Genomic DNA, 12,904 nt, shown 5'->3' on the forward strand with positions numbered 1-12,904 from the left:
GTTTCCGCGCACAGGTTCTGTTGGCGAACGTGAACCACAGCGCAGACTCGGCTGCGACCGTCCGGTTTCTGGCGCTAGTGGCACTGGCCGCCGCCGATTTGTCGCCCCCGCTGCACACCCCGATAATGCGCGGCTGCGCTGTGCCCAACGAGACGCCTGTGAAAAAGACCGACTTCGACTTTGACCTGCCGCCCGAGCTGATCGCCCAGGCACCGCTGCCCGAGCGTTCGGCCAGTCGCCTGCTGCATCTGCAGGCCGATGGTGGATACACGGATCGGCACGTCCGCGATCTGCAGGAGCTGCTGCAGCCGGGCGATCTGCTGGTGTTCAACGACACCCGCGTGATCCCGGCCCGGCTGTTCGGCCACAAGGACAGCGGTGGCCGGGTCGAGATCCTGATCGAGCGCATCACCGGCACCCACGAGGCGCGCGCGCAGCTGGGCGTCAGCAAGTCGCCGAAGGCGGGCGTGCGCATCACCCTGGATGCCGGCGGCGAGTTCGAGGTGCTGGGCCGCGAGGGCGAGTTCTATCTGCTGCGCCTGCTCGGCGACGAGGCGCTGGAGAAGCTGCTGCTGCGCGCCGGGCGCCTGCCGCTGCCGCCCTACATCCAGCGCGAGCCCGGGCAGGACGACGCCGAGCGCTACCAGACCGTGTTCGCCAGGCACGTCGGTGCGGTGGCAGCACCCACCGCGGGATTGCACTTCGACGAGCCCCTGCTGGCGCAGCTTCGCGCACGCGGCATCGAGATGGGGCATATCACCCTGCACGTGGGCGCGGGCACCTTTCAGCCGATGCGCGCCGACAGCGTGCACGAGCACACCATGCACAGCGAGTGGCTCAACGTCGGCGCCGAGCTGGTCGAGCAGATCCGCCGCACCCGCGCCGCCGGCAGGCGGGTGATCGCAGTCGGCACCACCGTCGTGCGTGCGCTGGAGACCGCGATGCGCGAGGGCGAAGTGCAGCCCTTCGCCGGCGATACCCAGATCTTCATCTTCCCCGGCTACCGCATCCGCTCGGTCGATGCGCTGATCACCAACTTCCACCTGCCGCAGTCGACCCTGATGATGCTGGTCTCGGCCTTCTGCGGCCGCGAGCGCATCCTCGACGCCTATCGCCATGCGGTGGAGCAGCGCTATCGCTTCTTTTCGTATGGCGATGCGATGCTGCTTGAGCCGGAGGCTCAAGCAGCGGGGATTGGGGATTAGGGATTCGGGATTGGCCGACGGTCGAAACTCACCGGCAGGTCCGTACTCGTCAAACCCTTACCGCGAAGCGCGAAATCCCAGGCTTGCCGCAAGAGCCGGTCACTCAATCCCCAATCCCCAATCCCCAATCCCGGCTTTCCAATGTCCCGTCTCCAGTTCGACCTTCTCACCACCGACGGCGCCGCGCGCCGGGGGCGGCTTGCGTTTCCGCGCGGCACGGTGGAGACGCCCGCCTTCATGCCGGTCGGCACCTACGGGACGGTCAAGGCCATGTTCCCCGAGGATCTGCGCGCGCTCGGCGCCGAGATCATTCTGGGCAACACCTTCCACCTCTACCTACGGCCCGGCCTTGAGGTCATCCGTGCGCATGAAGGCCTGCATGGCTTCGCCCGCTGGGATGGGCCGATCCTGACCGACTCCGGCGGTTTCCAGGTGTTCTCGCTGGCGCACCGCCGCAAGATCACCGAAGAGGGCGTGACCTTTGCCTCGCCGGTCGACGGCAGCAAGGTGTTCTTGAGCCCTGAAGTGTCGATGGAGATCCAGCGCGTGCTGGACTCGGACGTCGTGATGATCTTCGACGAGTGCACGCCCTATCCCGCCACGGAGAAGCAGGCTGCGACCTCGATGCAGCTCTCGCTGCGCTGGGCCGAGCGTTCGAAGCGCGCGCACGAAGGCAATGACGCCGCGCTGTTCGGCATCGTCCAGGGCGGCGTCTACCACGATCTGCGCACCCAGTCCGCGCGCGGGCTGATCGACATCGGCTTCGACGGCTACGCGGTGGGAGGCTTGGCCGTTGGCGAGCCCGAGGCCGAGCGCAACGCGATGCTGGAGCACACCTGTCCGCAGCTGCCGGTGGATCGGCCGCGCTACCTGATGGGCGTGGGTCGGCCGGAGGACATCGTCGAGGCGGTGGCCCGCGGCATCGACATGTTCGACTGCGTCATGCCGACCCGCAATGCACGCAATGGCCATTACTTCACCAAGCACGGCGCGATCCGCATCCGCAATGCGAAGTACGAAAAGGACACCCGCCCCATCGAGGAGGGCTGCGGCTGCTACGCCTGCTCGCGCGGCTTCTCGCGGGCCTACCTGCGGCACCTGGAGCGCTGCAACGAGATCCTCGGCGCCATGCTGGCCACCCAGCACAACCTTTTCCACTACCAGGCCTTGATGCGCGACATCCGCGCCGCCATAGACGCGGGGCGGTTCGAGGACTTCCGGGCCGAGTTCTATCGCCTGCGCCAGACCCCAGCCGCCGAGTGAATCCGGGGTCACGGGGTGCGCATGGCATAATCCGCGGCTTTGCGGCGGCCAGGACGGCCGCTGAAGCCCTCAACTGTCACCGGAGCGCCTTGCCCCATGGACTTCCTGATCTCCCCTGCTTTCGCCCAGGCCGCAGCCCCGCAGCCCTCGCCGTGGTCGCCGCTGATCATGCTCGGCATTTTCTTCGTGGTGTTCTTCTTCCTGGTGATCCGCCCGCAGATGAAGCGCGCCAAGGAGCACCGCAACATGGTGTCCGCCTTGGGCAAGGGCGACGAGGTGATCACCTCCGGCGGCCTCGCCGGCCGGATCGATGACGTCAGCGACAGCTTCATCACCGTCGAAGTCGCCGACGGCGTCCGCGTCAAGGTGCAGAAGCAGGCCGTCACCGCGGTGCTGCCCAAGGGCACGCTGAAATCCGCATGAGCCGGCGGGGCCTGCGCCCCACCACTCCTCCACAGCGATCGCAGTCGCGATCCCGCAGGGTCCCACACCCATGCTTGAGTATTCCCGTTGGAAGTACGCCGTTCTGGCGTTGATCATGTTGTTCGCCGCCGTGTATTCCAGCGGCAATCTGTTTCCGCAGGACCCCTCCGTGCAGATCAGCGCGGGCCGCGGCGCCACCGTCGATGCGGCGCTGCAGAGCCGGGTCGAGGCCGCACTCAGTGGCGGCCCGATCACGCCGAAATCGATCGAGATCGTGGACGGCTCGCTGCTGGTCCGACTCGATGATGTGGTCGAACAGCAGAAGGCGGCCGAGGCGCTGCGCCCGGTGCTGGGCCAGGACTACATAGCCGCGCTCAGCCTGGCCTCGACCGTGCCGGATTGGCTGGCTGATCTCGGCGCAAAGCCGATGTCGCTGGGCCTGGACCTGCAGGGCGGCGTGCACTTCCTGATGGAGGTGGACGTAGCGGCCGCGACCAACAAGCGCTTCGAGGGCATCCTCAACGAGATCCGCACGCGCATGCGCGACCAGCGCCTGGTGTTCTCGGCGGTGCGTCGCACCGCGACCGGCGTCGAGGTGGTGCTGCGCGATCCCGCCGACCGCGCGGCGGCCATGACCTTGGTCCGCGAGGCCGTGCCTGGCCTGCAGCTCACCGAGGGCGCCGAGCCCAATCTGTTCAGTGGCGCGCTGACCGAAGAAGAGATGGCGCGCGTGCTCGACGAGACCATGGAGCAGAACACCGTCACCCTGCGCAATCGCATCAACGAGCTGGGCGTGTCCGAGTCGATCGTGCAGCGTCAGGGCGCCAGCCGCGTGGTGGTGCAGCTGCCGGGCGTGCAGGACACCGCGCGCGCCAAGGCCGTGATCGGCGCCACCGCAACGCTTGAGTACCGCGCAGCCGTGGAAGGCGATGCGATCGCCGCGCGCGATACCGGACGGGTGCCGCCGGGCGCCAAGCTCTACGAGAGCCGCACGCTGGGGCCGGATGGGCGTCCGCAGCCGGTGCTGCTCTCGCGCGAGGTGATCGCGTCGGGCGACCAGCTCACCGGCGCCAGCTCGGGCATGGACCCGCAGTCGGGCACGCCGAAGGTCGATGTGCAGCTGAACGCGTCCGGTGGCCAGCGCATGCTGGAGTTCACCCGCAACAACGTCGGCAAGCCGATGGCAGTGGTGTTCATCGAGCGCATCCCCGAGACCCGCATCGTCGACGGCAAAGAGGTGCAGGCCTCGCGCGTCAGAGAGCAGGTGATCTCGCTGGCGACCATCCAGGGCGTGTTCGGTCCCACCTTTCAGACCACCGGCCTCGACAGCCCCGAAGAGGCCAATCAGCTCGCCCTGCTGCTGCGCGCCGGCTCGCTGGCCGCACCGATGGACATCATCGAGGAGCGCGTGATCGGCCCGAGCCTGGGTGCCGAGAACATCAAGGCCGGCGTCTCCGCCGTGACCTTCTCCTTCCTGCTGGTGATGGTCTTCTTCATCGTCTACTACAAGACCTTCGGCCTCATCACCAACGTGGCGCTGCTGATCAACCTGCTGATGGTGGTGGCGCTGATGTCGCTGATCGGCGCCACCCTCACCCTGCCGGGCCTCGCCGGCATCGCGCTCACGGTGGGCATGTCGGTCGACGCCAACGTGCTGATCAACGAGCGTATCCGCGAAGAGCTGCGCGAGGGCAATACGCCGCTGGCCAGCATCGCCAACGGCTATGACAAGGCTGCAGGCACGATCGCCGACGCCAACATCACCGCCATGCTGGCGGGTATCGCCCTGTTCGCGTTCGGCACCGGCCCGGTGAAGGGCTTCGCCATCACCCTGATCCTCGGCATCCTGACCTCGATGTACAGCGCGGTGTCGGCGTCCCGTGGCATCGCCACCTTCATCTACGGCCGCCGTCGCAAGCTGGCCGGTCTGTCGATCTAAAGGCCACGCCCATGAACCTGTTTCCGTACAACAGCCAGTTCAATTTCATGCGGCTGCGCAAGGTCTCGCTGCTGCTTGCGCTGGCGCTGATGGTGGTGGCCGTGGCCGCGATTCCGATCCGCGGCTTCAACTTCGCCCTCGACTTCACCGGCGGCACCGTGGCCGAGCTGCACTTCGAGAAATCGGTGGATCTGGAAGCCGCGCGCGAAACCCTGGACCAGGCCGGTTTCGAGGGGGTGCAGGTGCAGACCTTCGGCGCCACCAACGAGATCCTGATCCGCCTGCAGCCGGACGAGGCCGATACCACCGCGGCCCGCACCGGCGACGCGCTGCTCAAGGCGCTCAACACCGCAGACAACCCGGGCACCCTGGTGCGCAGCGATTTCGTCGGCCCGCAGATCGGCAAGGAGCTGGCCCAGAACGGCGTGTACGCGCTGCTGATGGTGGTCGCCGGATTCCTGATCTACATCTCGCTGCGCTTCGAGTGGAAGTTCGCGGTGGCGGCCATCATCACCACCCTGCACGACGTGGTCATCGCGATCGGCTGGTTCGCCCTCAGCGGGCACGAGTTCGATCTCAACGTGCTGGCCGGCATCCTCTCGGTGATGGGCTACTCGATCAACGACACCATCGTCGTCTTCGACCGCGTCCGCGAGAACTTCCGCACGCTGCGGCTGACGCCGGTGGAGATCATGAACCGCTCGGTCAACCAGACCATGTCGCGCACGATCATCACCTCGTTCGTGGCCCTGCTCACCGTGCTCGCCCTGTACTTCTACGGCGGCCCCTCGCTGAAGGGCATGGCCGAGTCGCAGATCATCGGCATCGTGATCGGCACCCTGTCCTCGATCTTCATCGCCTGCCCGCTGCTGCTGTGGCTTGGCGCCAACAAGGAAGACCTGATGCCGAAGGCCCGCGACGAGGCCGAGCTGGCGCGTCGTCCCTGAGTTCTCGCCTTGCGGCGGGGCAAACAACAAGGGCGCCCTGCGGGGCGCCCTTGTTGTTTGTGGGATTGGGGATTAGGGATTAGGGATTGGGGATTGAACTCGACAGGTCGATGAAGCGTTCCAGCCCGCTCGACAAAGCGGTCGCATCGCACCGCGTCGGTAGCTCGACCGGCGGCAAATCCCGAATCCCGAATCCCCAATCCCGCCGCGGCAAAGCCGCGACCGCCGCGATCAATCAAACGCCGCCGCATACCCCGAGTTGACCAGCGACTTCTGCACCAGCTCGCTGACCTTCAGGTTGCCGGCCACGATCTGGCCGTACTTGAAGTAATCCCCGCCGCCGCGGAAGTCGCAGACGCGGCCGCCGGCTTCGCGCACCAGCAGCACGCCGGCGGCAATGTCCCAGGGCATCACGCCGGCTTCGAAGTAGGCATCGGCGCGGCCTGCGGCGACGTAGGCCAGGTCAAGCGCGGCCGAGCCGGTGCGGCGCACGTCCTCGGCGTCGCGCATCAGCTCGCGCACGGCTTCAAGCTGGGCGCCGATCTTCGAACGCTGGCGCGGGGCGAAGCCGGTGATCAGCATCGCGCCCGAGAGGTCATTGCGCTGCGCGACGCGGATGCGCTTGTCGTTGAGCACCGCGCCCGAGCCTTTCACCGCGCTGTAGATCTCGTTGCGCAGCGGGTCGTAGATCACGCCGAGCACCGGTTCCTGGTTGTCCAGCAGCGCGATCGACACGCAGAAGTGGGGAATGCCGTGCAGAAAGTTGCTGGTGCCGTCCAGCGGATCGATCACCCAGGTGTAGCGGGACTTGCCGGTCTGGCCCGATTCCTCGGCCAGAAAGGCGTGGTCGGGAAAAGCGCGCTTGAGTTCGCGGATGATCTCGGCTTCGGCCTGGGCATCGACCTCGCTGGCATAATCCTGCTTCGATTTCTCGAAGACGCTCAGGGTCTCGACGCGGCCGACATGGCGAAGGATCAGGTCGCCGGCACGACGTGCCGCCTTGACCACGACGTTGATCGCGGACTTCTGCATACGCACTCTCGCTGGGAAAAGAACGGGCCCGGCCACGCTGGCCGTCCCTGAAGGGCGGGGGAGTGTACTGCAAAGCCCCTGCGCCGTCCCGCCCGCCGGCTGAATCGCCCTCGTCGCCGCTCCACGCACGCCCCCGAACAGGATTTCCCCATGCTCGACGCCATCGCCATCGTGCTGGTTCGCCCCCAGCACCCCGGCAACATCGGCTCCGCGGCCCGCGCGATGAAAACCATGGGCCTGTCCGATCTGCGTCTGGTGCAGCCGGACCGCTACCCGGACATCCAGGCCAATGCCTTGGCCGCTGGCGCCGACGATGTGCTTGAACGTGCGCAGGTGTTCGAGCGCCTGGAAGACGCCATCGCCGACTGCCGGATGGTGATGGGCTCGACCGCGCGCCGCCGCGGCGTGCCCCTGCCCGAGCACGCCCCGCGCGAGGCGGCCCAGGTGGTGCTGGAGAGCGCCCGCAGCGGCCGCGTGGCCCTGCTGTTCGGCTGCGAGCGCGCGTGTCTCACCAACGAGGAGCTGCAGCACTGCCATGCCGCGGTGCGCATTCCGGCCAACCCCGAGTACAGCTCGCTCAATCTGGCGCAGGCGGTGCAGGTGCTCTGCTACGAGCTGCGCATGAGCCATCTGTTTCCGGCACTGGCGAGCGCGGCCACGCTGGCCCAGGCCGCGGCGCCTTCGGCTCTGGCGGCCACGCTTGAGCGCGGCGACGCGCTGGCGACGCAGGCCCAGGTTGAGCGCTTCTTCGTCCACCTCGACCAGACCCTGCACGACATCGACTTCCACAAGGGTCGCTCGCCCGATGTGGTGATGCAGCGCCTGCGCCGCGTGTTCCTGCGCGCCGCGCTGGACGAGCGCGAACTGCGCATCCTCCACGGCATCCTCGCCGATGCCCAGCGCATGGCCGAGCTGGCGCTGAAGTCGGGGCTGCATGTGCCGACCGAGGCGCGGCGAGAGCCGGGTCCATAGGGTGGGTCTTGACCCACCGAAGCTCGAATCTCGCCGCAATGCTGCGTGTCGAGCAGGCATAGGGTGGGTCTTGACCCACCGAAGCGTGAATTTCGTACGAACACTCCCGGTGAAGCGATCGCCACATCCCAGGGATTCCCAATAACGGCGTGCACCGACCTCATCAGCTCACGCGTCGCGCACGCTTGGCGCATTTCAATGCGGGGGGCGTTTGGTCAGGCTGGACCGGGGCGTGTTTTGGGCTCCGGTGGGTCAAGATCCACCCTATGTTGGACCGTGGCGGATGTTGGGCTCCGGTGGGTCAAGATCTACCCTATGTTGGACCGTGGCGGATGTTGGGCTTTGGTGGGTCAAGACCCACCCTATGGTGGACCGGGGCGGGTGTTGAGCTTCGGTGGGTCGAGACCCACCCTGTGTTGAACCGGGGCTGGCGTTTAGCTCCGGTGGGTCAAGACCCACCCTATGACTCGTTGGGCCCCAACGCTTTCCTCGTTCCTCTCCACTCGTTCCTCGCTCCTCTCCCCCGCCTGATCCATCGCACGTGCGCGCCTACTACTGCCACCACTTCGTGCTGCCGCTGCCGCCCGAGCACCGCTTTCCGATGGACAAGTACCGGCGGCTGTACGAGCGCGTGCGCGGCGTCGAGGGCATCGAGCTGGTGGAACCCGAACCGGCCTCGATCGAAGACCTGCAGCGCGTGCACTGCCACGACTACATCGCCCGCATGCACGAAGGCCGTGCCAGCGACGCCGAGCTGCGGCGCATCGGCTTTCCGTGGTCGCCGGCGATGGTCGAGCGCTCGCGGCGCTCCTCGGGCGGCACCATCGGCGCACTCACTTCGGCCCTGCGCGGCGACGGTGTCGCGGTGAACCTCGCGGGCGGCACCCACCATGCGGCCTTCGATCGCGGCGGCGGCTACTGCGTGTTCAACGACTCGGTGGTCGCTGCACGTCATGTGCAGGCCGCAGGGCTGGCGGACCGGCTGCTGGTCGTCGACCTCGATGTGCATCAGGGCGACGGCACCGCCGCCCTGTGCGCCAACGACCCGACGATCTATACCTTCTCGATGCACGCCGCGCGCAACTACCCGGCGGTCAAACCGCCCTCGGACCTCGATGTGGCCCTGCCGGATGGCACCGACGACGCGGCCTACCTCGATCTGCTCGACCACCACCTGCCGCGCGCCATCGCCGCCGCGCGTCCGGATGCGGTGATCTACCTCGCCGGTGCCGACCCCTTCGAGGGCGATCGCCTCGGCTACCTCAAGCTCAGCAAGCCCGGCCTGCGCGAACGCGACCAGCGCGTGCTCGACACCTGCCGCCGGCTCGGCCTGCCGCTGTCGATCAGCATGGCCGGTGGCTATGCGAACGATGTCGAGGACATCGTCGACATCCACTACGCGACGGTGCTGGCGGCACTCGCGCAGTCGCGCTGCCTTGCCGGCGAGGTCGAGCCCCGCGCAGCGACCGCTACACTGCCGGCCTGTTGATCCGCCCGCCGGAGTGGTGATGCCGCCTGTTCCTCCCGTCACCAAGGCGCTGCTGCTGGCCTGCGGCCTGGTCTATGTGCTGCAGCTGCTGCTGGGCGAAGTCGCGATGCTGCCCTTCATGCTCTGGCCTGCAGGTGACTACGCGCTCGGCATGCATCAGGGGCAGATGATTACGGTCGGTTTCTTTCCCTGGCAGCTGTTCACCTATGGATTCATGCATGGCGGCGAGGCCCACCTGCTGTTCAACCTGCTGGCGCTGTGGATGTTCGGCGGCGACGTCGAGCGGGTGCTGGGGCCGCGGCGCTATCTGCTGTACGTGCTGACCTGCATCGTCGGCGCAGGCCTGATCCAACTCGTGGTGGCGACCCTGTCCGCGCAGGGCGGTGAGCCCTATCCCACGGTGGGGGCCTCCGGCGGCGTGTTCGGCATACTGCTGGCCTTCGGTATGGCCTTTCCGAACCGGCAGGTGATGCTGCTGATCCCGCCGATACCGATGAAGGCGCGCACCCTGGTGGTCGTGTACGGCGCGGTCGAGCTGGTGCTTGGTGTTTCAGGCACCCGCACCGGCATCGCCCACTTCGCGCATCTGGGCGGCATGCTGTTCGGCTTCCTGCTGCTGCAGTATTGGCGCGGCCGCTGGCCTTTCGGGCGGCGGCCATAGGGTGGGTCTCGACCCACCGGCGCTCAGCACTGGACTCGGTCCGCATCGAATTGCCCGCGGTGCGTTTCGCATTCGGTGGGTCAAGACCCACCCGATGGGCGAGGCGGGGCGGTTCGCATAGGGTGGGTCTCGACCCACCGGCGCTGAACCTTTGCCCCGCTTGCACATACCCACCGCGGCCTTCACTTCGATCGAAGCCTCTACTCCAGCCGCAGCAGCATCGCATCCATCCACAGCGGCTCGCCGGTGCCATCACCGCCGCCGAAGCGCATGCTGCCGCCCTCAGGCGTGAGCGCGCGATAGGCGCCGTCGTAGTCCCAGGTGCTCAGGTGCAGCACCGCGCCGTGCAGGGAATCCGGCTCGCCCAGCAGGCGGGCGGGCAGGGTGAGGCTCAGCGTGGCGTTGGCGTGGTCGACCGCCAGTGCTGCCGCGCCGATCGCGGTGCCTTCCCGCGTGCCATCGGCGCTCTCGTGCGAGAACAGCGCATTCGACCAGCCGTGCAGCCGCAGACGCCGCTGCCAGCGCAGGCCCTCGGGCATCTCGGCATTGAGCAGGGGCAGGGCGCGCGCGCCGTCGCTCGCCTCGGGCAGGGCGATGTGCAGCGTCAGCGCCATTCGGTCGAAGCCATTGGCCGGGTTCCAGTCGCGGCTCAGCGCGCGCAGGCGCACCTGCAGACGCAGGCTGCCGCCGCTGGCCTCGGCGCGCACATGGGTGAGATCGAGCAGGCCGCGCTCGCCCCAGCCGGGGTCGGTGGGGTAGCGATAGCGTCCTTCGGGGCCATGGTCATCGCCGATCGGGTCAGCGCGCTCGGCCAGCACGCTCCAGCGCGGCTGTACGCGGAAGTGCGCGCTGTCCGAGGCGAGCCCGCTCGACGTCTCCACCAGCTGCACGCGATGCCTCAGCGAAGGATCCGCGAGGCCGCGCACATCGAGGTCGACCGCGAAGCGCCCGTCGGCGTCCGACTGCACGCGCGTGGCACGCGCGACCTCACCATCCAGCACGAGTTGCACTTTGCTGCCGGCGCGAGCGCGACCGGCGATCGACAGCGGGCCGGACACCGGCGCATCGGTCAGCGCATCGAACTGCGGCCGCAGCCGGTCGCGACGCTCGGTGGATTCCGCAGCGGGCGCAGGCAACGCGCGCCACACCTGACCTGCGCGTGCGGGCAGGGCGAGATCGATGCGGCCCTGCGCATCCACCTCCAGCAGCTTCGCCTCGCCCTCGATCGCGAACAGCGGCTGCAGGCGGGTGCCGCGGGGCAGCCCGGTATCGACTGCGCCAAACAGGCTTGCTGCTTCCGCCGTGTTCAGCGCGACCAGCGCAGCGCCCTGATCGGACTCCATCACCCAGGCGATGAGGCCCGGCCCGGCGGCTTCGGCGGCCAGCACGCGGGGCCGTCCGCGGCGCAGGGCGTACTCGCCGTGGCGCAGGGCGGTGGCGCGCTGCAGGTAGCGGTAGAGCGGGTGCGCGGTGTCGAAATGATCGCGCCCCTCGCTGCCCCAGCCCTGCGCGAACATCGCGCTGCGCATGCGGGTGAAGCCCTGCTCGGTGCCGTAGTAGATGACCGGAATGCCGGGCAATGTCATCAGCGCGAGCAGGGCCTGCTTGAGTCCGGCCTCGCTGCCGCCGGCGAGGAAGCGGTCGACATCGTGGTTGTCGACGAAGCTCGGCATGCGGTGCGGATCGGCATGCACGGCCAGCACGCTTTCGATGCGGTGCTTGAGCTCGGCCGGCGGACGCCCGCGCGCGAACACGTCGAGGCTGGTGCCGTAGAGCGGGAAGTTGATCATCGCCGGCAGTAGCGGGCCGGCCGCGTCGCGCACGTAGCTTTCGATGCGCCGCGCCTGGGTGTCTTCAAAGGCGCGGTCGATGCCGAAGCCCTCGCCGAACAGCAGAAACTCGGGCTTGCCAGCGCGCCGCGCAACCTCGATCACGCCGGGGGCGGCGGGGTCTTCGGCGAACAGGAAATCGCGGAAGTAGGCCGGCGGCACGTAGAAGGCGGTGTCAACGCGGAAGCCGTCGACGCCGACCTCGCGGATCCAGTGGCCGTAGGACTGGCGAAGCGCACGCCGCACCAGCGGGTTTTCGGTGTTGAGGTCATCGAGGTCCGCCATTTGCCCACTGAGCAGCTGCACCGGGTCGCTGTAGTCCTGAATCGGCGGCGTCCAGTGGTAGATGTCGAGGCCGCGCTGCTGCACGTCGCGCGCATCGTTCTGGTCGAAGGGCCACTGTGTCGGCCGCGCGGTCGGCGCAGCCCCTGCGTTCGCGCTCCAGTCGGCGGCAAGGTCGGGCTTGGCCTCACCCGGCGGGTAGCGGAAGTAGTTGCCGACGTGGTTGACCACGATGTCCTGCACCAGGCGCATGTCGCGCCCATGCAGGCCTTTGGCGAGCGCGCGATAGTCGTCGAGCGTGCCGAAGTGCGGGTCGACCTCCATGAAGTGCTGCGCCCAGTAGCCGTGATAGCCGCCATAGCCGACCGCCGCGTCCCACCACTGATGCCGCACCGGCGGGGTGATCCACAGCGCGGTGGCGCCGAGGCCGCGGATGTAGTCGAGACGACGCGTGAGGCCGGCCAGATCGCCGCCGCTGTAGCGGCGCGAATCGGTCGGAGCGTACTCGCCCGCGCCCTGGTCGTTGTTGGTGGGGTCGCCGTCGTCGAAGCGATCGATCAGGGCGAAGTAGAGGATCTCGTCGCGCCAGTCGCGCGACGACGCGGCCTGCGCAATCGAGCTCGAATCGAGGCCACACAGGAGAGCGAACGCGACCGCGCACCGCCCTGCGAGCAGTGATGTGCGCGCGTGCATCGTCCCTGCAGGGCAGCGGCTGACGAAGGCGTTGCGGCGGCGAGAAGCGTGCATCGATGGACTCCCAGATCGAATGTGCGAGCGCAGCGAGAAGCCGCAGCTTGCGGCTGCAAACCCTGCGAGATCTGACAGGGTGGAGTGTTGCGTTGCAGCACATCCGGCGACTCCA

At 68.0% G+C, this 12,904-nt stretch carries 10 protein-coding genes; 8 read left to right on the plus strand and 2 right to left on the minus strand.

Going from position 1 to position 12,904, the window contains the following annotated elements; translation table 11 throughout:
* The first annotated feature begins 125 nt into the window (after positions 1-125).
* From queA to secF, 5 genes are all read left to right on the plus strand, one after another.
* Positions 126-1,205: a tRNA preQ1(34) S-adenosylmethionine ribosyltransferase-isomerase QueA gene (gene queA / locus H4O13_01200; GenBank protein ID MBE5314001.1), complete on the plus strand. Its 1,080-nt coding sequence runs from the start codon at positions 126-128 to the stop codon at positions 1,203-1,205.
* A gap of 141 nt (positions 1,206-1,346) precedes the next feature.
* Entirely contained in the window at positions 1,347-2,468 is a 1,122-nt protein-coding gene (gene tgt, locus H4O13_01205; protein MBE5314002.1) for a tRNA guanosine(34) transglycosylase Tgt, read from the plus strand.
* A gap of 96 nt (positions 2,469-2,564) precedes the next feature.
* Positions 2,565-2,891, plus strand: a complete 327-nt coding sequence (yajC, locus tag H4O13_01210) for a preprotein translocase subunit YajC (protein MBE5314003.1) — start codon at positions 2,565-2,567, stop codon at positions 2,889-2,891.
* A 70-nt stretch (positions 2,892-2,961) separates the two neighbouring features.
* Positions 2,962-4,830, plus strand: coding sequence for a protein translocase subunit SecD (gene secD, locus H4O13_01215; protein ID MBE5314004.1), 1,869 nt, complete (start codon positions 2,962-2,964; stop codon positions 4,828-4,830).
* Between the two features lie 11 nt (positions 4,831-4,841).
* Complete coding sequence (secF, locus tag H4O13_01220; GenBank protein ID MBE5314005.1) at positions 4,842-5,777, plus strand: protein translocase subunit SecF; 936 nt, start codon at positions 4,842-4,844, stop codon at positions 5,775-5,777.
* A gap of 231 nt (positions 5,778-6,008) precedes the next feature.
* Here the strand turns inward: secF and H4O13_01225 are convergent, their stop codons facing one another.
* Entirely contained in the window at positions 6,009-6,809 is an 801-nt protein-coding gene (locus H4O13_01225; protein ID MBE5314006.1) for an inositol monophosphatase, read from the minus strand.
* Between the two features lie 150 nt (positions 6,810-6,959).
* Here H4O13_01225 and H4O13_01230 point away from each other — a divergent pair, with 150 nt between their 5' ends.
* The 3 genes from H4O13_01230 (at position 6,960) to H4O13_01240 (ending at position 9,931) form a co-directional block, all read left to right on the plus strand.
* Entirely contained in the window at positions 6,960-7,781 is an 822-nt protein-coding gene (locus tag H4O13_01230; GenBank protein ID MBE5314007.1) for an RNA methyltransferase, read from the plus strand.
* 541 nt (positions 7,782-8,322) lie between these two features.
* Entirely contained in the window at positions 8,323-9,270 is a 948-nt protein-coding gene (locus H4O13_01235) for a histone deacetylase (protein MBE5314008.1), read from the plus strand.
* 16 nt (positions 9,271-9,286) lie between these two features.
* On the plus strand, positions 9,287-9,931 hold the full coding sequence (locus tag H4O13_01240) for a rhomboid family intramembrane serine protease (protein MBE5314009.1): 645 nt from the start codon (positions 9,287-9,289) through the stop codon (positions 9,929-9,931).
* A gap of 200 nt (positions 9,932-10,131) precedes the next feature.
* Here the strand turns inward: H4O13_01240 and H4O13_01245 are convergent, their stop codons facing one another.
* A complete protein-coding gene (locus H4O13_01245; protein ID MBE5314010.1) occupies positions 10,132-12,789 on the minus strand; it encodes a hypothetical protein in 2,658 nt (885 codons plus the stop codon).
* Between the last annotated feature and the right edge of the window lie 115 nt (positions 12,790-12,904).

Source organism: Lysobacterales bacterium (genome assembly GCA_014946745.1).
Classification (GTDB): domain Bacteria; phylum Pseudomonadota; class Gammaproteobacteria; order Xanthomonadales; family Xanthomonadaceae; genus Aquimonas.